The organism is Actinoallomurus rhizosphaericola (assembly GCF_024055675.1).
Lineage (GTDB): Bacteria > Actinomycetota > Actinomycetes > Streptosporangiales > Streptosporangiaceae > Actinoallomurus > Actinoallomurus soli.
In genome coordinates, this window is the sequence record NZ_JAMXMW010000025.1 from 135,618 (window position 1) to 153,404 (window position 17,787).

The following is a 17,787-nucleotide window of genomic DNA, read 5'->3' on the forward strand; positions in this document are numbered from 1 at the left end:
TGACGACACTGCCGCGAAGGAATACTCCCCTCCTGTGCACTGACTATATACAAAGGCAAACCTTCCTCGTACCCGAGACGTCGTCAGAAGACCGCCCGGCTTACACGGGCGTACACCGAAAGCAGCTGATCGACGGCGTCGTCCTCCGTCGGAAGACGGGACGCCCGCTCGGTGGCGGCGGATGCGAGCCGATCGGCGAGGGCCCGGTCCTCCAGCACCCTCCGCACCGCGCGTTCGAGCTCACCGGCGTCGCCCGGAGGCACGAGAAGCGCCGCGTCACCCACCATTCCGGGCACCCCGCCCACCCTGGTGGCGACGAGAGGCCGTCCGGCGCGCAGCACCTCCTGCACGATCAGCGGCTGACCTTCCCAGACACTCGGGAGGACGGCGACGTCGGCCGCGGTGAGAAGGTCCGGGACGTCCGTACGGCGCCCGAGCAGCCGTACCGGGAGGTTCTCCTCCGCGATCCGGTCGCGGAGCTCGTGCTCGAGCGGCCCGTCCCCGGCGATCACCACGAGCGCGGGCGGGTCCATCCGGGCCCACCCGGCGGCGGCGTCCAGCAGGGTGGGCAGCCCCTTCTGTTCGGCCAGGCGCGCCACCGTGAGGATCAGCGGGCCGTCTCCGGCGCCGAGCTCGGCGCGGATCCGCTTGGCCGCCCCATGATCCTCGGACGGCGCTCCGTGGCCCTCGGACGGCGCGGCATCGTCCTCGGACCTCGCGGGGGCCTGGGACGACGGCGTGGCGGGGGCGGGCACCAGCGCAAGGCCCACCGAGCGGGCGCCGAGCGCGCGCATCCGCTCCTCCAGGTCCGGGGAGACGGCCAGGATCTCGGCCGCGCCCCGGGCGACGACCCGCTCCAGCGTCGCGTACGCCGCGCCGGTCAGGCCGCCCGCGATGGACGCGTTGTGAAGCGTGACGACCAGCGGCGGGCCGGCCGAGCCGAGACGCAGCGGTGCCGGCACCGTACGGAGGCGGGCGAGCGCCGCCAGCCCTCCGGCCCGCAGCCCGTGCGCATGCACGACGTCGGCGTCCTGGGTCAGGCGCCGGAGCCGGGCCACCGCTCGCACGTCGCCGAGCGGGTGCGGCCGGTCGGCGATCTCCACCGGGGCGAAGCCCGCGCCGGACTCGGTGAACCCGAACAGTCCGTCGGCCGAGGCCGGTCCGAGCACGACGACCTTCGCGCCGCGCGCCCGCAGGCCGTCGGCGATCGACCGCACGTGCCGTCCAACGCCGCCGGCGCTCGTGGCGAGCACCAGGGCGACCTTCGCACCGTCCATCACAGCCTCCGCCTCATCAGGCCTCGCAGATCACCGGGATCCCCCAGGAAGGCGACGGCCGCGAACGCCGCGGCGGCGGCCAGCGCGGCGAGCACGCCCACCGCCAGGCTCCCGACCGTCCCCGTCGAGCCGAACGCGGCGACCACGCCCGCTCCCGCGGCGTATCCCGCCGCCGCGCCGGCCAGCCCCGTCACCACCGCCCGTACGACACCCTGGAGGGCGCCACGGCCCCTGACCCGCGCCAGCATCACCAGCAGGAGGACGCCGGCGACCGTCATGCCGATCGAGTTGCCCAGCCCGAGCGCGGCCACGGCGTCGTGCCGCCCGGCCGCCGAGACCAGCGCCACCTCGGCCGCGATCACCGCGATCCAGCCGGTGACCTGGGCGGCCGCCGAGTGCCGGCCCTTGCCGGCGGCGAACAGCGTGCGGCCGACGTGCGCCATCAGCCCGTAGCCGATCAGGCCCGGCGCGAAGGCCACGATCGCGCGCGCCAGGTCGATGGGCGGCACCTTCCCCCCGGTGTGGAGCAGGAACACCCGCGCGACGGGAAGCGCGGTGGCGGCCAGGACGGCCGCGCCCGCGCACGACAGCAGCACGATCGCCCGCGTCGTGCCCGCGGCGGTGCGGTCGAACGTCTCGTCGTCGCCCTCGCTCGCGCGGGCCGACAGGAGCGGGAAGGCGCTCGTCGCCAGCGGCACGGCCAGGACGGCGTACGGAAGCTGGAACAGCGACCAGGCGTACTGGTAGATGGGCAGCGCGCCGCCGCCGCCCCGCCGGTTGGCCAGCGCGATCACGATCCCCCAGGCCGCCTGCTGGGCGACGAGGGTGGCCAGCCCGGCGAGGGCGAGCCGCCGGATGCGCCCGGCGACGCCGGGCGGGAAGGTCAGGGCCGGCCGCAGCCGGAGCCGCAGCCGCGCGGTGGGAAAGATCACCGTGGCGACGAGGGCGACCACGCCGAGCGTCGTCCCCACCGACAGCGTCAGCTCCGCCGACCGGGTCACGGCGGACAGGTCCCACTGGTCCGCCGGGGCGACCTGCCGGTAGGCCGCGCCGGTGGACAGGAACATCAGGTACGCGCCGATGACGATGACGCTCGACACGAGCGGCGCCAGCGCGGGGCCGAGGAACCGGCGGTACGCCTGCAGCACGCCGTACATGACGACGGCGAGCCCGTAGAACAGGATCTGCGGCGCGAACACGACCAGCATCCGGGTGCCCGTGTCGACCACCTGGTCCCGCGAGCAGCCCGGCACGTGGTCGCCGACCAGGAGCGAGATCACCGGGTGGGCCGCCAGCGCGGCGATCAGGCTGAGCGGCACGAGGATCAGCACGGTCCACGTCATCAGCGCGGAGGCGATCCGGCGGGCCTCGGGCGCCCCGCGCGCCGCCGGGCCCGCCAGCACGGGCACCACGAGACTGGCGAGCGCTCCCCCGGCGACGACCTCGAACAGGATGTTCGTCACCTGGTTGCCGGTGAAGTACGCGGTGCTCAGGCAGTTATTGCCGACCGTGTGGGACAGGACGAGGCTGCGGGAGAAGCCGACGACCCGGGCGAAGACGGTGATGACGCCGATGAGCACGGCGGCGCCCGCGAGGCCCCCACCCCGGCCGGCGGCGGCCGGGGCGGCCTCCTCGCTCACGTCCGGTTCGGTCGCGTCCCGTCCGGTCGCGCCCGGTTCGGTCACGTCCTGCTTGGTCAGATCCGGCTCGGTCACGGGGTGTTCGCTGGGCGCGCCTCCGGCACGGCGGGCCGGCGGCCCAGCTGGTCGAGCCAGTTGAGCGGCGGCGTCGCCTTGATCACCTTGGTGAAGCTGACGACCTCGCTCGCGGCGTTCAGCGCCGTGACGCCGGCGAGGACGGCCAGGCGCGATCGGCGGCTCAGGCCGGTGGCGGCCAGGCCGATGAGCGCGCCGAGGGAGTTCGCCCCCGCGTCGCCGAGCATCGCCCGCTCGCCCAGGTCCTCCGGCAGCAGCGCGAGGGCCGCGCCGAGCGGCGCGGCGGCGACCGCCGACCCGCTGAGCAGGCCGGCGAACCGGCCGCGCGGCGCCCCGGGCGCGGGCGGGGCGAAGACGAGGGGGCTCGCCAGGAGCCCGGCCTTGATCGCCCGGCCGGGTCGCAGGTCGAACAGGTTGAGCAGGTTCGCGGTGCCGGCGATGAGCGCGCCGTTGATCAGGACGTCGAGCACCGCGCCGCGACGGGTGGGCGCGCCGGTGCCCGCGAGCGCGGCGGCCGTCAGACCGGCCGCGCCGATGCCCAGGATCTTCACCGCGCCGGTGGTCACCTCGCCGCGGGTCAGGGCCGACAGGTGCCCCTTGAACCCCCGGCGGTCGCCCGACCCGGCGAGGTCGTCGTAGCCCCCGAGGGCTCCGGTGACCCCGCCCGCGACGATCGCGGCGGCCCGCATCCGCGCCGGCACGCCCGGCGCGACGGCGACCGCGGTGACCGCGCCGACCGCGAACGCCGGCCCTTCGAGCAGCGTCACCGGCTCACCGCGGTGGTTGGGCCGCACCCAGCGCTTCTCGTCCCGGGGCGGGCGACGGGTCAGCGCGATGTACGCGGCCCGTGCCGCCGCCGCGCCCAGCGCGGCTCCCGCCACTGCCTTACGCATGCCGCCTCACTTCTTCTTCGTCGTCGTCGGCGTGGGTGTCGGGATCGGGGTCGGCAGCGCGCCGTCGACCTTCGACCCGATGCCGTAGGCGCCGGCCTTGCCCTGCTTCGCGGCGGCCAGCGCCAGCACGGCCGTCAGCCGCCCGGCCGGAACGTCCGCCGTGTCGACCGTGGCGACGTGGCCCTTGACGTCGTCGTCGTCCCGGAGCGCCTTGATCATCCCGCCCTCGGTCGCCGAGTCCGGATCACCCGCTACGACCGCGCCCTCACCGTACGTGTACAGCGCCATGGGCAGCGCGCCGAGCGCCTTGTTCTCGTCGTCGGCGTTCTTGTCGCTGCTCGCGGCGGCGGGCGCGATCACGACGGCGAGTGTCGCACGGGTCGCGGGCTGCCCGCTGTAAGTCAGGAAACCCGACGCCTTGAAACCGGACAGCACCTGCCCGGCGGCCGGGTCCTCCTGACCGCTGCGCGCCGCCTGCTTGGTCACCAGCACCCATGCCAGCTCGCTCGCCGTCCGCTCGGACGAGGTCGCGTCCGCCGAGAAGGTCAGGCCGGCCGGTTTCAGCCGGTCGGTCAGCTCGCTCAGCGTGGCCTGCTGGTTCGGGTCGAGGTACTTGCTCTGCAGGGTGACGTAGCCGCTGATCCGGGCGCCCGCCTTGCTCACCATGTCGGCGGTCTGCGCCCGCATCTGGTCGTCCGCGCCGGGGGCCTCCACGAACACGACGCTCTCGTCCTTGAGCCGTCCGGCGACCACCTGGCCCGCGGCCGCGTCGAGCACCTGGTTGTCGTAGGTGTTCACCTGACCGACCGCGTCCTTCTGCCTCCGCAGCGTCTCGTTGTTGTTCTTCAGCCGGTTGGAGGTCTCCTTGAGCTGGTCGACCAGCGGCCCGCGCAGCGCCGAGGCGCCCACCACGAGCCCGAGCGCCAGCGAGAGGAACACCGCGATGATGGAGACGAGGTGGTACCGGAAATCGATCACGTGAAGAGTCCGTTTAGCCAGTAGACGAATTGGTGCCACCAGTCGGCGACAGCGGGCTCGAAGGCCTCGCCGGCCGGCGAGGAGACGACCGCGGCGACCATCGCGACGAGCGTGGCGGCGATCAGCAGGATCAACGAGGACCCCTTGATGCGGCTGCGGTAGAGCCGGCTGACGCCCTTGGCGTCGACCAGCTTGCTGCCGACGCGCAACCGCGTCAGGAACGTGCTGGCCATGCCGGCGCGTCCCTTGTCCAGGAACTCGACGAGCGTCGCGTGGGTGCCGACGGCGACGATGAGCGTCGCGCCCTTGTCGTCGGCGAGCAGCATCGCGATGTCCTCGCTGGTCCCGGTGGCGGGGAAGACGACGCCCTCCCGCCCGAGGTCGTGGACGCGGCTCAGGCCGGGCGCCCGGCCGTCGCGGTACGCGTGCACGACCAACTCGGCCCCTGACGTGAGCGCCTCGTCCGACACGGAGTCCATGTCGCCGACGATCATGTGCGGCCGGTAGCCCGCCTCCATCAGCGCGTCGGCCCCGCCGTCCACGCCGATCAGGACGGGGCGGTACTCGCGGATGTAGGGCCGCAGGGTCGCGATGTCCTCGCGGTAGTGGTAGCCGCGCACGACGATGAGGACGTGACGGCCCTCGAGGTTCGTCCTGACGTCGGGGACGCCGACGCCGTCGAGCAGGAGGTCGCGCTCCCGCTTGAGGAACTCCATCGTGTTCGCGGCGAACGCCTCGAGCTGGGCGGGCAGCTCCGCTCTGGCCTCGGTCATCGCGGCCTCGACCGACTCGACGGTCTGCCGGATGCCCTTGGCCGCGACCTGCTCGCCGAGGTAGACGGCCTCGCCGTCGACGCGGACGACGTCGCCCTCGTGGACCTTGGTGAACACGTCGGGCCCCACGTCGTCGATCAGCGGGATGCCCGCCTCGACGAGGATCTGCGGGCCGAGGTTGGGATAACGCCCCGAGGTGCTGCGCGCCACGTTGATCACGGCGGCGACCTGGCAGGACGCCAGCGCCTCAGCGCTGACCCGGTCCAGGTCGACGTGGTCGATGATCGCGATGTCGCCCGGTTGGAGGCGCTTGGTCAGCTTCTTGGTCCGTCCGTCGAGGCGGGCGACGCCGGTGATCCCCGACTCCCCGACGCGGCGGTCACGGCGTAGCCCACGCCGAAGCGGCACCCGCAGGCGGGCGCCGCTCTTGATCCTCGGGGAGACGTCGTTCATCGTTTGCCAATCCTGCCAGAGCCCAGACGTGCCATTGGTAACGACGACCGATATGGCGTGTTCGTTCGCTCACCGCCGGTGGCCCGCGGTCGGGGCGGTTCAGCGCTCCGCGGCCGCGATGGCCAGCAACTCCTCGGCGTGCGCCCGCCCCAGCTCGGAGTCCTCCATGCCCGCGAGCATGCGGGACAACTCGCGGATCCGGCCGTCCGCGTCCAGGGCGGTGACGCCGCTGCGGACCACGCGGCCGTCGTTGGACTTCTCCACGACCAGGTGCTGGTCCGCGAACGCCGCGACCTGCGGCAGGTGAGTGACCACGATCACCTGGGCGGACCTGGCGAGCCGGGCCAGCCGCCGGCCGACCTCCACGGCGGCCTTGCCGCCGACCCCCGCGTCGACCTCGTCGAAGACGAACGTCGGCACCGGGTCGGCACCGGCGAAGACCACCTCGATCGCCAGCATGACGCGGGACAGCTCGCCGCCGGACGCGCCCTTGTGCAGCGGGAGGGGCGGCGCGCCGGGGTGGGAGGCGAGCCGCAGCTCGACCTCGTCCACGCCGTACGGGCCGAAGTCCTCCTGCGGCGTCACGGCGACGACCACGCTGGCGTGCGGCATGGCCAGCGCGGTCAGCTCCGCCGTGACCGCCTCGGACAGGCGCTCGGCGGCCGCGGTCCGCAGCGCGGTCAGCTCGGCGGACAGCTCGCCGAGCTGACGGGTGAGGTCCTCGTGCTCGGCGCGCAGCTCGTCGATGCGGTCGTCGTCGGAGTCCAGCTCCGTCAGGCGCGCGGCGGACCGCTCCGCCCACTCGAGGACCTCGTCGATGGTCGCGCCGTACTTGCGGGTGAGCCCGGCCAGGGCGGCGCGGCGCTCCTGCACGCTCGCGAGGAGGGCCGGGTCGGCCTCGACCGACTCGGCGTAGCCGGCGAGCTCGGCGGCGACGTCCGACACGACGTACACCGCCTCGGACAGCCGGTCGGCCTGGCCGGCGAGCGCCTCGTCGTGGGCGCGGACGGCCTCCAGGGCCTGGCGCGCCGCGCTGAGCAGCCCGATGGCGTCGACGATACCCGTCGTGGCCGTGGGGTCGCCCTGGAGCGCCTCGTGGGCGGTCGTGGCGGCCGTACGGAGCGCGTCGGCGTGCGCGAGGCGCTCCTCCTCCGCCGCGAGGAGCTCGTCCTCCCCGGTCTTGGGATCGACCTTCTCGATCTCCTCCAGGCCGAACCGGAGCAGGTCGGCCTCCTGGGCACGCTCCCGCGACCGGGTGGTCAGCTCCTCCAGGAGCGCGGAGAGCTCGCGGTGCCTGCGGTACGCGGTGGTGTAGGCGCGCAGCGGCTTGGCCAGGTCGTCACCGGCGAAGCGGTCGAGAGCCGCCCGCTGGCGCCCGGGCTGCAGCAGCCGCTGCTGGTCGGACTGGCCGTGCACGGCGACCAGGTCGTCGGCCAGGTTGATCAGTACGGAGACCGGCGCCTGCCGGCCGCCGACGTGGGCCCGCGATCGGCCCTCCGCCGACACCGACCTGGTCAGGATCAGCGCGCCATCGTCGAGCTCCCCGCCGGCCTCCTCGACCCGCGCGGCGACCCTGCCGTCCTCGCTCAGGACGATGCGGCCCTCGACGGTCGCCCGGTCGGCCCCGGGCCGGACCCGCTGCGGGTCGGCGCGGCCGCCGAACAGCAGGCCCAGGCTGGTGACGACCATCGTCTTACCGGCACCCGTCTCGCCGGTGACCACGTTGAAGCCCGGGGATAGCTCGAGGACGGCCTCCTCGATCACCCCGAGGTTCTGAATCCGTACTTCCTCGACCATGGGCCGTACCCGGCTTGGTGCGTCGGTCACGAAGGCCCTCCTGTCCGCAGACACCCGGCGCGCCCGAGGCTACTTGGTCATGATGCCTCCTTCGTCGGCCTCATGACCAAGGTGCTGCGCTTATTGATGTCCTCGCTTCGCTCGGCCTTGAGCCCGTCGGCCACGATGTGCGGGACCGTGACCGGGCCTCCCCAGGCGAACACGTGTTCGGCTCAGCGTAGAGGGCTCTTCGCCGCGGAGGAAACCTCCGGGCGTGTCGCCGCCCCCCTCAAGGCGCCTGCGGGCGGCATGTCATTCCAGGTCAACGCGGATGTCCCGTGTCGTTCGCCGCGACGTCACTCATCGCGGACGCGGCCGCGCCAGCCGGCGACCGGCAGGCCGAACTTGGTGACGAGCCGGTCCGTGAACGGCGTCTGGTGCAGCCGCGCCAGCCGGACCGGCCGTTCGCCGCGGCGGACCTCCACGCGCGCACCGGGGGGCAGGTCGACCGGCCGGCTGCCGTCGCACCACAGCACGCCGCCGGAGCTCTTCGGGATCAGCTCGACCGCGACCACGGAGCGCGGCGAGACCACCATCGGCCGCGAGAACAACGCGTGCGCACTGATCGGCACGACCAGCATCGCCTCGACCTCGGGCCACACCACGGGACCGCCCGCGGAGAACGCGTACGCCGTCGAGCCGGTCGGGGTGGCGCACACCACGCCGTCGCAGCCCCACCGCGACAGCGGCCGCCCGTCGATCTCGGCGACGACCTCCAGCATCCGCTGCCGGGAGGCCTTCTCGACGGCCGCCTCGTTCAGCGCCCAGCCGGTGCTCGTGACGCTGCCGTTCTGCCGGACCACCACGTCGATCGTCATGCGCTCCTCGACGTCGTAGCGGCGCGCGGCGACCTTGTCGACCGTGGCGGCGAGGTCCTCGCGCTCGGCCTCCGCGAGGAAGCCGACGTGCCCGAGGTTCACGCCGAGCAGCGGCGTGCCGGACCGCCTGGCCAGGTCGGCGGCCCGCAGGATCGTGCCGTCCCCACCGAGGACGATCACCATCTCGGCCCCCTCGGCGGCCGCCGCGGACACCGGCATGACGTCGGCGCCGGCGCACTGCAGCTCCTCGGCCTCGCTGTCCAGCACCCGGACGCAGATGCCGGCCTCGCTCAACCGGCTGATCACCAGCTGCGAGCTGCGCACCGCCGCGCTGCGGCCCGTGTGCGTCACGACCAGGACGGATCTCTTGTCTGTCATGCGGGCCCTTCTGCCACGGCCTTGTCCAGCCGTGCGTCGTCGAGGGGCGGAGCGCCCGCCCGTAGCCACAAGAAGTATTCGACGTTCCCGGAAGGACCGGGCAACGGGCTCGCCGTCACGCCGCGCACTCCCAGGCCGAGCGTCTCGGCGTGCCTGGCGACGTCGCGCACCGCCTCGGCGCGCAGCGCGGGATCGCGTACGACACCGCCGGCGCCGACGCGCTCCTTGCCCACCTCGAACTGCGGCTTGACCATCATCGCGTAGTCGGCGCCGGGAGCCACACAGCGCTGGATGGGCGCCAGGACGAGACGGAGCGAGATGAACGACAGGTCCGCCACCACCAGGTCGGGCGGCTCGCCGTCGCCCGAGACGACCTGCTCCGGCTCCAGGTCGCGGATGTTCACGCGCTCCAGGACCGTCACGCGCTCGTCCGTGCGCAGGGACCAGGCGATCTGCCCGTATCCCACGTCGACCGCGACGACGTGGGCCGCGCCCGCGCGCAGCAGCACGTCGGTGAAGCCGCCGGTGGACGCGCCCGCGTCGAGGCAGCGACGGCCCTCGACCCGCAGGTCGGCGAACGCCTTCAGCGCCCCGGCGAGCTTGTGCCCACCGCGTGAGACGTACTCGGGGCCGGTCTCCGCCGGCCGTACGACGATGGCCGCGGAGGTCTCCACCTGGGTGGCGGGCTTGGCGGCGGTACGGCCGGCGACGGTGACGCGGCCCTCGGTGACCAGGTCCACCGCGTGCTCCCGCGAGCGGGCCAGACCCCTCCGGACCAGCTCGCTGTCCAGCCGCCTGCGAGCGCTCACGGCGCGCTCGCCGAGGCCACGCCGGCCGAGGTCGCCGTCATGAGGCCGCCTCGTCGAGGCCGGTCAGGGCCTCCTGCAGCCGCCGGTGGACGTCCGCGAACACCTCGGGGTGCTCGGTCAGGGGCGCCTGGTCCAGTGCGGTGAGGCGGGCCAGCGCGGCGTCGACCCGCTCGTCGCCCGTGGTGTCCCCTTCGGTGCCGTTCACCTGTACCCTTCCCTTCGCCGCCGGTCGCGTCCGGCTCAAGAAGAACGCTACCGTCCGCTGACGACAGCGGTGTCGGGGACGACGACGGGGGAACTGACCTGACGATGGCCACCGCCCAGGAAGCGCGCTCGGCGCTCGAGCGCATCGCCGCCCGACTCACCGAGGTGGACGCCGACGACCTCGCCAAGCACGTCGTCGAGCGGACCATCAGCTGCCGCGTGCCCGATCTCGGCCTGGTCTTCCTCACCAGGATCCACCGGGGCGGCCTCGACGAGTTCCAGACCGTCGACGACGCCGACTCCGCCCAGGTCCGGCTGACGGTCGGCAGCGACGACCTGGTGGCGCTGGCCACCGAGGAGCTCCACGTCGCGAAGGCGTGGGCGACGGGCCGGCTCAAGATCGAGGCCAGTCTGGGCGACCTGCTGCGGCTCCGTAAGATCCTCTGATCCGGGCCGAAGCCCCTCTGAGCCGTGCGGACCCGTTTCGCGCGAACCGTGCGGACCCGGCTCCGGCGAGCCTCCCGCCGCCGCGGCCCCGCCTTCCCGTCCGCGCCGGACCCGCAGGGCCGGTCGCCCTGCGAACGTGCGCAGTGTCACGACAGACGGTCCCACGCCTCCTGCGCCCGCGCGGCGTCGCCGGACTCCCAGGCCGCGGCGCAGAGCGCGCGCAGGGCGTCGATGCGGTCCCCCGAGCCTCCGAGCGTGAGGTCGGGCCCGACCGTCCAGCCTCCGCACGCGTACGAGCCGCCGTCCCGCCGAACCTCCGGGTGCGGTACGAGCAGGCCGGCCAGATCCTCGGCGACGTACGTCGGGCGCTCACGCTCCGGCGCGCTCAGCAGCGCCCGCGCGTCGGTGACGCCGGTCAGCACCAGCAGACTGTCGGCCCCGCCGTTGTTGGCACCCTCGATGTCGGTGTCGAGGCGATCTCCGACGATCAACGGCCGTTCCGCGCCCGTACGCAGGATCGTCTCGCGGTGCAGCGGCAGTTCGGGCTTGCCGGTGACGATGGGGTCCACCCCGGTGGCGGTACGGATGACCTGCACCAGCGCTCCGTTGCCCGGCCTCGGCGGCCCGCCGGGGCTCGGGATCGTGCTGTCGGCGTTGGACGCGACGAACAGCGCGCCCGCGGCGACCGCGCGGCCTCCCTCGGCGATCAGGTCGTACGACAGGGCCGGGAAGAACCCCTGGACGACGGCCGCGGGCCGCTCCGCGGCCGTCGACACCGGCCGCAGGCCCGCGGCCCGCACCGCGTGCCGTAGTCCGGTGCCCCCGACCACGAGGACCTTCGACCCGGCCGGCAACCGCTCCGCGAGAACCCGCGCGGCGGCCTGCGCGGACGTCACGACGTCCTCCGCCGCCGCGGGAACGCCGACCTCGGTGATGAGTGCGGCCGTCGCGCTCGGCGTCCGTGACGCGTTGTTGGTCGCGAACGCCAGGCGCATGCCCTCCGCCCGCGCCTTGGCCAGCGCGTCGGCGGCGCCCGGCACCGGGTCATGGCCGATGTAGATCACGCCGTCCAGGTCGAGAACGGCCACGTCGTAGACCTCGGCCAGCGGCTGGTCGCTGCCTCGCATCTCATCCCTTCCGGGCTCGCGCGTGCCGCAGCGCGGTCGCGTAATGCTTGTTCTCCGGGCGCATCGCGCAGGCGAGCGCCAGGTGCTCGACCGCCTCCGCGAGGTCCCCCGTACGGGTCAGGGCCATGCCCAGGCCGAACAGCGCGTAGTCCTCGGCCGGATCGGCCTCGACGATCATACGGAAGTTGGCGGCGGCGTCGGCGTACCGCTTCGCGCCGTACTGGGCGCGCGCCAGCGCCTCCCGGACGCTCCTGGACGACGGCTCGGCGGCCGCCGCGTGCTCAAGGACCTGGATCGCGGCGGCCGGGCTGCCACCATTGAGGAGTTCGAGACCGCGCTGGTACCACTCGTAGACGCCGCCGGCCGGGACACCCGGGGAATCAGGGCCGTGATCCGCACCTTGAACCATGTGTGACTCCGTTCGTCGACTCCACCTGTGTCCCAACAACGGCGCGGTATCTAACATGCCCGATGTGACGATTGATCCCGGACTTGCGCTTCGGCCGTTCCGAGCCGTGCGGTACGACACCGCGCGGGTCGACTCGCTCGCCGCGGTGACCTCACCTCCGTACGACCTCATCGACGAGGAGTCGCTGGCGCGGTTCATGGCCGAGGAGCCGCACAACGTGGTCCGGCTGATCCTCCCGCAGGACGACTACCGGGAGGCCGCCGAGACGCTGCGCTCGTGGCTGGCGTCCGGCATCCTCACCGTCGACGACGAACCCGCCCTGTACGTCTACGAGGAGGTCTCCGGACCGGTCGTCCAGCGCGGCCTGATCGGGGCGGTCGGCGTCCACGAGGACGGGTCCGGCGTGATCCTCCCGCACGAGCACGTCTACCCGGGCCCGGTACGGGACCGGCTCGCCCTGATGACGGCGACCGAGGCGAACCTCGAACCGATCTTCCTGCTGTACGAGGGCGGCGCAGGCTCGGCCGCCGCTCGAATCGTCGACGAGGTGGCGTCGTCCCTGGCTCCGGTGCTGGAGGCGAGCACGGGTGATGACGTGCGGCACCGGCTCTGGGCGATCCGCGACCCCGCCGAACAGGCGAAGATCGCCGAGGACCTACGCGGGCGGCAGGCGCTCATCGCCGACGGCCACCACCGGTACGCCACCTACCAGGCGCTCCGGCGGCGACACGACGGGCCGGGGCCCTGGGACTACGGGCTGGCGCTGCTCGTGGACTCCGTCGAGTACCCGCCGCGCCTCGGCGCGATCCACCGGGTGCTGCCCGCGCTGCCGCTCTCGGAGGCGGTGCGCCTGGCGAAGTCGGCCTTCCGCGTCGAGCCGGTGGGTCCGGACCTGGCGGCCGGACTCGAACGGCTCGGCGCCCACGACGACACCGCGTTCCTGCTGGGCGGTGACGGGGAGTTCGTCCTGCTCACCGATCCGGATCCGGCCCAGGTGGAACGCTCCATGCCGGAGGGGTCCTCCGGCCGGTGGCGGCGGCTGGACACCGCCGTGCTGCACCGGCTGCTCATCCCCCGGGTGTGGGGCGTCGAGGATGACGAGAGCAACGTGCGGATCGTCCACCACGACGCCGCCCGCGCGGTGGCGAAGGCCCGCCGCGGCAACGGCACCGCCGTGATCCTGAACCCGCTGAAGGTCCCGGACGTGCTGGCCGTCGCGGCGAACGGCGAAAAGGTCCCCCGCAAATCCACCTCCTTCGGCCCGAAACCCCGTACGGGCCTGGTCATGAGGACCTTCACCACCGACTGAGGGACCGACGAGCCCGGCCGACGGAACCGGCCGACGGGTTCGGCCGACCTCGCACACCGAACGACGGGCCCGGTCGCCTCGCGCACCAGCCGACCGGCCCCGGCGAACTCCCCGTACCGACCGACCGGCCCGTCGCGTCACGGACGCATCGACCTCGCGCACCAGCCGACGGGCATGGCAGACCTCGCGCACCGGCCGATGCATCCGTGAGGACGGCCGGGTAGCGGACCGCCCGGCGAACGGGCCCGGCAGACAGAGCCGGCAGACCTCGCGCACCGGCCGATCCGCCGGCGAGGACGGCCGGCTACCGGAGCCGCCCGGCGAACGGGCCCGGCGGGCCGCGCGCGCCGGCCGATGCGTCGGTGATGGGGCCGGGCGTCGGACGGCGGCGTCCGGCCGGTGATCGGCCTGGCCGCCCTACCCGTGCCCGAGCCGGATGGGGGCCGGGGTGTGGGCCGGGTGGGCCGGGGGTGTGGGCCCCCTGGAGCCGTAACAGGCAGGTCCCGGGCCGGGCAGAGCTCGCGCCACGGCGTCGCTCACCGCTTCTTCTGCCCATCCTCGCCCGCCGACCCTCGCCCGCCGAGCCACCGGCCGCCGACCAGCACCGTCCACCGCCCGGAACTCGAGGTGCGGTGGTCGGCGGGGCAGCGGACGCGGTGTCACGCCGGCGCCGCGCTCCCCGAGCCCGCTCCCTGGCGGCGGAGCACGATCACGGCCTCCACCTCATACAGCCCCCGCGGGCCGTTCGGGCCGCGCCAGAAACGATGGCGCAGGGATCCGCGGACCTCGATGACGTCTCCGTGCCGCCAGTCACGGACGCCCTCCTGAACCGAAGGGTCATAGGTGACGCACCGGATCGTGTCGATGGCGTCCTGCGGCGACCGGGCGTCCCGGTGCTCCACGATGAGCCGCCAGACCGCCACCTGCCCGCCTCCGGGTAACGACTTCCACTCCGGTACGCCGGAGAGCCGCCCGACCAAGACGATCTCGTTGACGTGGGTCACCGCTCCGGCGGTGCCGTGCGGGGCGGAATCCGTCGAGACGACGTCGGGCGGGTCGCCGCCCTGCCGCCGGGTCTCCTCGATCTCGATCCGATCCATGGCCTGCTCCTCTCATGACGGCCACGCTGTGCGCCGATGGCGATGTCTTTACGATGGGGCGACCGATCGGGACGACGAAACCCCCCACCCCGCATTTGTGGAAAACCGGAGGCGCCGAATGGATTCGATTACCGACCTGGGCAATGACGTCTTCGAGATCGACACCCGGATGGCGGGATATACGGGGATCACCGCCGGATATCTCATCCGCTCCGACCGTCCCTGTCTGGTGGAGACCGGCGCGGGGAACTCCGCCTCGGTCGTCCGGGACGCGCTGGCGGCCGCGGGAGTCGGCCCGGCGGACCTGGCGACCGTCGTCGTCACGCACATTCATCTCGATCACGCGGGCGGGGTCGGCGACATCGCGGAGATGTTCCCCAACGCAGAGATCGTCGTCCATGAGAAGGGCGCCCGGCATCTGGCCGACCCGAGCCGGCTCATGCGCAGTGCCCGGATGGTGTGGGGCGACGCGCTGGACACGTTGTTCGGCGACCTCAAGCCCACGGACGCCGTACGCATCCGGGCGGTGGAGGACGTGGGAGAGGTCGACCTCGGCGGTGGCAGGCGCCTGGAGAGCCATTACTCGCCAGGACACGCCAAGCATCACGTCGGCCTGCTGGACTCTCTCACCGGGGACCTGTATGTCGGGGACGCCGCCGGCGTCTACATCCCGGAGACCGCCGACCTGCGTCCCGCGACGCCGCCGCCGGACTTCGACCTGGACACCGCCCTGGCCTCGCTGGATCGCTTCCGCGGGCTACGCCCGGCACGGCTGTTGTTCAGCCATTTCGGGCCGGTCGAGCTGGTCGGCGAGACCCTCGACCGGTCGGAGGAGGAGCTCCGGCTCTGGGTGGAACTCGTCGCCGAGGCCCACGACCAGCGCCTCGACCTGGACCACGCGGTCGCCATGGTCCGCGAGCGCACGGACGGCCGGTACCGCGCGTTCGCCCCGGACGCCGATCCGCAGGCGGCGGAGAAGGTCGAGATGATCAGTTCGGCCCGTAACAACGTGGCGGGCATCATGCACGCGCTCGACAAACGCTGAGGCCCGGGTCCGTCCCGTTCGGAACGGACCCGGGCCTCAGTGCGGTCACTCGTCCGCGGCATCCCTTCGCTCGGCCTCGTCACCGGAGGCCGTCTCCGGCTCGACCGCCGGGTCCGCGTCGGGGTCGTTCCCGGATGCTCCGCCGAAGTCCGTCTCGGCCTCGCCGTCGGCGAACTCGGTATCGATGATTTCCAGGCCCTCGAGCTCGGCGTACCGCTCGGCGGCGTCCGTCTCGCCATCCCGGTCCGCCGCGGCGGCTCGCGCGAACCAGTCGACCGCCTCGTCCTCCCGGTCGGCCGCGACGAGCGCGTCGGCGTACGCATAGAACAGCCGCGCCGACCAGGGCCGCCACCGCTCGTCCTTGAGCTCCGGAACCTGCAGGGCCAGGACCCCCGCACCCGGCTGACCGAGATCGCGGCGGGCGCCCGACTCTACGATGCGCATCTCGATCGCCTCGGCCTGCGGCAGGCGGCGCGCTTCCTCCGACTTGGCCAGGTCCAGAGCGCGCTCGGGCCGGCCGAGTCCTCGCTCGGCGTCCGCCATGATGGCGAGATACGCCTCCTGCCCGGTCAGTCGTCGTGCCGCCCGTAGCTCCGACAGTGCGACCGACCACAGGCCGGCGTGGTAGGCCGCGAGCCCGCAGGCCTCGCGGACGATACCGACCCGGGCCGCGCGTCCGCGGGCCGCGAGGGCGTGCTGGTAGGCCAGATCCGGATCGTCATCGATCAACCGGCCGGCCATCACCAGGTGGCGGGCGACCTCGGTCGCGAGGTCCTTCGGCAGTGTCTTCAGCTCACCCCGAGCCGCCGCGTCGAGTTCGGCACCCGTGACGTCCTCAGGGACGGGCGGGCCAGGGTCACGACGCGGTCGCGGGGCATCCGAAGGCCGGCCCTCACCGCCGGGTCGGCGTGCACCCCGCTCGGCCGGCCTTCCGCCGCGCTGTGCGTCGTCACGCCGCCGGAACCCGCCTCTCTGGCCTTCCCCACGGCCACCGCGAGGACCGCCGCCCTGCCTGTCACGGAAGTCACGACGACCTCCGTCCCGGCGCTGGAACCCGCTCGCGCCCTCGTCGCGGGACTGGAAACGCTCCTTGCCGCCCTCGCGGTACCCGGAGCCCGCCTTACCGCTCTCGCCGTACCCCGAGCCCTCCCGGCCCCGCTCCCGAGACCCGAATCCGTCCTTGGGGCGCGAACGGAACCCTCCGGTGCCGCCGGGCCGATCGTCCCGACGCGAAGCGCCACCCGCACCCGTACGACGCTGGGCGCCTTCACCGCGTGCGAAGCCGCCGCGGCCACCGGCACGCCCTTCGTCCCGCCGACCCGAATCGCGTGAGCCGGCCGGTCGGCTGTCCCGAGTACGGAAGTCGTCGCGTTGGTCCCGTTCGTTCCCTTCGGCGTCGCGCCTCGGGAAACGGCCGCCGGGACGCTGGGCCGAGCGCTCGTCTTTGTCACGCCCGCCTGAGGGGCGTCCGCTCTGAGGTCCGCCACGCTCGTTTCGCCAGTTCCCGGAAGATGACGGACGACTGCCTCCCGTCCGAGGCGCGCCGCGTCCACCGGAATCGTCCCGTCGCGGGAAACGGCCTCGGCCGCTCGTGCCCTCCGCGTCACCGCGGAACGGTCTGGGCCGACGGGTCTGAGAACGACCCTCGCTCTCGTCGTCCCGAGCGCTGAAGCCGCCCGGGCGCTGGGCGCCTCGCGACCCCTGCGGGTTACCGCCCGGTTTCCGGAAGCCTCCCGGGCGGGCAGAGCCGGAGCGACCGCCCGCGGAGCCCGAGCGACCGCCCGCGGAGCCGGAACGCTCGCCCTCGTATCGGCCGGCGGAGTCGTCGCGTTGTGGGCGGCCTCCCCTGCGGTTCGCGAAACCACCGGACGATCCCTGCGAACCGCCCTGACGGCCACGAGATCCGCCCGAGGAACCGCTCGCACGGTCCTGGCGGCCCGGCCGTGGACGCCGATCGCGTCCGTCGCCGTCGCGTTGATCTCGTTCCGCGCTCATCACATCAAACCGTTTCACTGGGGGAGCACTGTCGGCTCCATTGTGCCCTGAAAATACAAAAAGGGCCGCCTCGGAAGGCGGCCCTTTTATGTATGTGTCCGGCGGCGTCCTACTCTCCCACACCGTCTCCAGTGCAGTACCATCGGCGCTGAAGGGCTTAACTACCGGGTTCGGAATGGGACCGGGTGTTTCCCCTTCGCCATAACCACCGAAACGACCAA

General features: G+C 73.4%; 17 protein-coding genes and 1 rRNA gene. 3 read left to right on the top strand and 15 right to left on the bottom strand.

Annotation, left to right across the window (positions count from 1 at the left end):
- Positions 1 to 83: 83 nt before the first annotated feature.
- The 9 genes from NE234_RS39060 to NE234_RS39100 all read right to left on the bottom strand — a co-directional run bounded on the left by NE234_RS39060 (position 84) and on the right by NE234_RS39100 (position 10,135).
- Positions 84 to 1,277, bottom strand: coding sequence for a glycosyltransferase (locus NE234_RS39060; RefSeq protein ID WP_252786031.1), 1,194 nt, complete (start codon positions 1,275 to 1,277; stop codon positions 84 to 86).
- A complete protein-coding gene (murJ, locus tag NE234_RS39065; protein WP_252786032.1) occupies positions 1,277 to 2,992 on the bottom strand; it encodes a murein biosynthesis integral membrane protein MurJ in 1,716 nt (571 codons plus the stop codon). The genes NE234_RS39060 and murJ overlap by 1 nt, the downstream gene beginning before the upstream one ends.
- Positions 2,989 to 3,885 (bottom strand): hypothetical protein, encoded by an 897-nt coding sequence (locus NE234_RS39070; protein WP_252786034.1) that lies wholly within the window; start codon positions 3,883 to 3,885, stop codon positions 2,989 to 2,991. The genes murJ and NE234_RS39070 overlap by 4 nt, the downstream gene beginning before the upstream one ends.
- Positions 3,886 to 3,891: 6 nt before the next feature.
- The gene (locus tag NE234_RS39075; RefSeq protein ID WP_252786035.1) at positions 3,892 to 4,863 is read right to left on the bottom strand and encodes a copper transporter; all 972 of its coding nucleotides are present in this window, start codon (positions 4,861 to 4,863) and stop codon (positions 3,892 to 3,894) included.
- Positions 4,860 to 6,089, bottom strand: coding sequence for a putative cytokinetic ring protein SteA (gene steA, locus NE234_RS39080; RefSeq protein WP_252786037.1), 1,230 nt, complete (start codon positions 6,087 to 6,089; stop codon positions 4,860 to 4,862). The genes NE234_RS39075 and steA overlap by 4 nt, the downstream gene beginning before the upstream one ends.
- 99 nt (positions 6,090 to 6,188) lie before the next feature.
- Complete coding sequence (gene recN / locus NE234_RS39085; protein ID WP_252786074.1) at positions 6,189 to 7,886, bottom strand: DNA repair protein RecN; 1,698 nt, start codon at positions 7,884 to 7,886, stop codon at positions 6,189 to 6,191.
- Positions 7,887 to 8,221: 335 nt separating this feature from the next.
- Positions 8,222 to 9,121, bottom strand: a complete 900-nt coding sequence (locus NE234_RS39090; RefSeq protein ID WP_252786038.1) for an NAD kinase — start codon at positions 9,119 to 9,121, stop codon at positions 8,222 to 8,224.
- On the bottom strand, positions 9,118 to 9,930 hold the full coding sequence (locus tag NE234_RS39095) for a TlyA family RNA methyltransferase (protein ID WP_252786039.1): 813 nt from the start codon (positions 9,928 to 9,930) through the stop codon (positions 9,118 to 9,120). The genes NE234_RS39090 and NE234_RS39095 overlap by 4 nt, the downstream gene beginning before the upstream one ends.
- Positions 9,931 to 9,967: 37 nt before the next feature.
- On the bottom strand, positions 9,968 to 10,135 hold the full coding sequence (locus NE234_RS39100; RefSeq protein WP_252786040.1) for a hypothetical protein: 168 nt from the start codon (positions 10,133 to 10,135) through the stop codon (positions 9,968 to 9,970).
- Positions 10,136 to 10,239: 104 nt separating this feature from the next.
- Here NE234_RS39100 and NE234_RS39105 point away from each other — a divergent pair, with 104 nt between their 5' ends.
- Positions 10,240 to 10,581 carry an SCP2 sterol-binding domain-containing protein gene (locus NE234_RS39105; RefSeq protein WP_252786041.1) on the top strand — a complete coding sequence of 114 codons (342 nt, stop codon included), beginning with the start codon at positions 10,240 to 10,242 and terminating at the stop codon, positions 10,579 to 10,581.
- 146 nt (positions 10,582 to 10,727) lie between these two features.
- Here the strand turns inward: NE234_RS39105 and NE234_RS39110 are convergent, their stop codons facing one another.
- Both NE234_RS39110 and NE234_RS39115 read right to left on the bottom strand, forming a co-directional pair.
- Positions 10,728 to 11,708: an HAD-IIA family hydrolase gene (locus NE234_RS39110; RefSeq protein WP_252786043.1), complete on the bottom strand. Its 981-nt coding sequence runs from the start codon at positions 11,706 to 11,708 to the stop codon at positions 10,728 to 10,730.
- A gap of 1 nt (position 11,709) precedes the next feature.
- Positions 11,710 to 12,117 (bottom strand): tetratricopeptide repeat protein, encoded by a 408-nt coding sequence (locus NE234_RS39115; RefSeq protein WP_252786045.1) that lies wholly within the window; start codon positions 12,115 to 12,117, stop codon positions 11,710 to 11,712.
- Positions 12,118 to 12,172: 55 nt separating this feature from the next.
- Here NE234_RS39115 and NE234_RS39120 point away from each other — a divergent pair, with 55 nt between their 5' ends.
- The gene (locus NE234_RS39120) at positions 12,173 to 13,426 is read left to right on the top strand and encodes a DUF1015 family protein (protein WP_252786047.1); all 1,254 of its coding nucleotides are present in this window, start codon (positions 12,173 to 12,175) and stop codon (positions 13,424 to 13,426) included.
- Positions 13,427 to 14,085: 659 nt separating this feature from the next.
- On the opposite strand, the gene NE234_RS39125 is transcribed toward NE234_RS39120, so the two are convergent.
- Positions 14,086 to 14,526 (bottom strand): single-stranded DNA-binding protein, encoded by a 441-nt coding sequence (locus tag NE234_RS39125; protein ID WP_252786049.1) that lies wholly within the window; start codon positions 14,524 to 14,526, stop codon positions 14,086 to 14,088.
- A gap of 118 nt (positions 14,527 to 14,644) precedes the next feature.
- Between NE234_RS39125 and NE234_RS39130 the strand changes: the two genes are divergently transcribed.
- Complete coding sequence (locus NE234_RS39130; protein ID WP_252786051.1) at positions 14,645 to 15,571, top strand: MBL fold metallo-hydrolase; 927 nt, start codon at positions 14,645 to 14,647, stop codon at positions 15,569 to 15,571.
- A gap of 45 nt (positions 15,572 to 15,616) precedes the next feature.
- On the opposite strand, the gene NE234_RS39135 is transcribed toward NE234_RS39130, so the two are convergent.
- The 3 genes from NE234_RS39135 to rrf all read right to left on the bottom strand — a co-directional run bounded on the left by NE234_RS39135 (position 15,617) and on the right by rrf (position 17,779).
- Positions 15,617 to 16,300 carry a hypothetical protein gene (locus tag NE234_RS39135; RefSeq protein WP_252786053.1) on the bottom strand — a complete coding sequence of 228 codons (684 nt, stop codon included), beginning with the start codon at positions 16,298 to 16,300 and terminating at the stop codon, positions 15,617 to 15,619.
- Positions 16,301 to 16,359: 59 nt separating this feature from the next.
- The gene (locus NE234_RS39140; RefSeq protein WP_252786055.1) at positions 16,360 to 16,599 is read right to left on the bottom strand and encodes a hypothetical protein; all 240 of its coding nucleotides are present in this window, start codon (positions 16,597 to 16,599) and stop codon (positions 16,360 to 16,362) included.
- A 1,063-nt stretch (positions 16,600 to 17,662) separates the two neighbouring features.
- Positions 17,663 to 17,779: ribosomal RNA gene (gene rrf / locus NE234_RS39145) — 5S ribosomal RNA — on the bottom strand.
- Between the last annotated feature and the right edge of the window lie 8 nt (positions 17,780 to 17,787).

Bases quoted from the DNA above. Each gene is read 5' to 3' on its own strand.
- NE234_RS39060 (WP_252786031.1), bottom strand. From the start codon at position 1,277: ATGGACGGTGCGAAGGTCGCCCTGGTGCTCGCCACGAGCGCCGGCGGC.
- NE234_RS39070 (WP_252786034.1), bottom strand. From the start codon at position 3,885: ATGCGTAAGGCAGTGGCGGGAGCCGCGCTGGGCGCGGCGGCGGCACGG.
- steA (WP_252786037.1), bottom strand. From the start codon at position 6,089: ATGAACGACGTCTCCCCGAGGATCAAGAGCGGCGCCCGCCTGCGGGTG.
- recN (WP_252786074.1), bottom strand. From the start codon at position 7,886: ATGGTCGAGGAAGTACGGATTCAGAACCTCGGGGTGATCGAGGAGGCC.
- NE234_RS39090 (WP_252786038.1), bottom strand. From the start codon at position 9,121: ATGACAGACAAGAGATCCGTCCTGGTCGTGACGCACACGGGCCGCAGC.
- NE234_RS39105 (WP_252786041.1), top strand. From the start codon at position 10,240: ATGGCCACCGCCCAGGAAGCGCGCTCGGCGCTCGAGCGCATCGCCGCC.
- NE234_RS39110 (WP_252786043.1), bottom strand. From the start codon at position 11,708: ATGCGAGGCAGCGACCAGCCGCTGGCCGAGGTCTACGACGTGGCCGTT.
- NE234_RS39115 (WP_252786045.1), bottom strand. From the start codon at position 12,117: ATGGTTCAAGGTGCGGATCACGGCCCTGATTCCCCGGGTGTCCCGGCC.
- NE234_RS39120 (WP_252786047.1), top strand. From the start codon at position 12,173: ATGCCCGATGTGACGATTGATCCCGGACTTGCGCTTCGGCCGTTCCGA.
- NE234_RS39125 (WP_252786049.1), bottom strand. From the start codon at position 14,526: ATGGATCGGATCGAGATCGAGGAGACCCGGCGGCAGGGCGGCGACCCG.
- NE234_RS39130 (WP_252786051.1), top strand. From the start codon at position 14,645: ATGGATTCGATTACCGACCTGGGCAATGACGTCTTCGAGATCGACACC.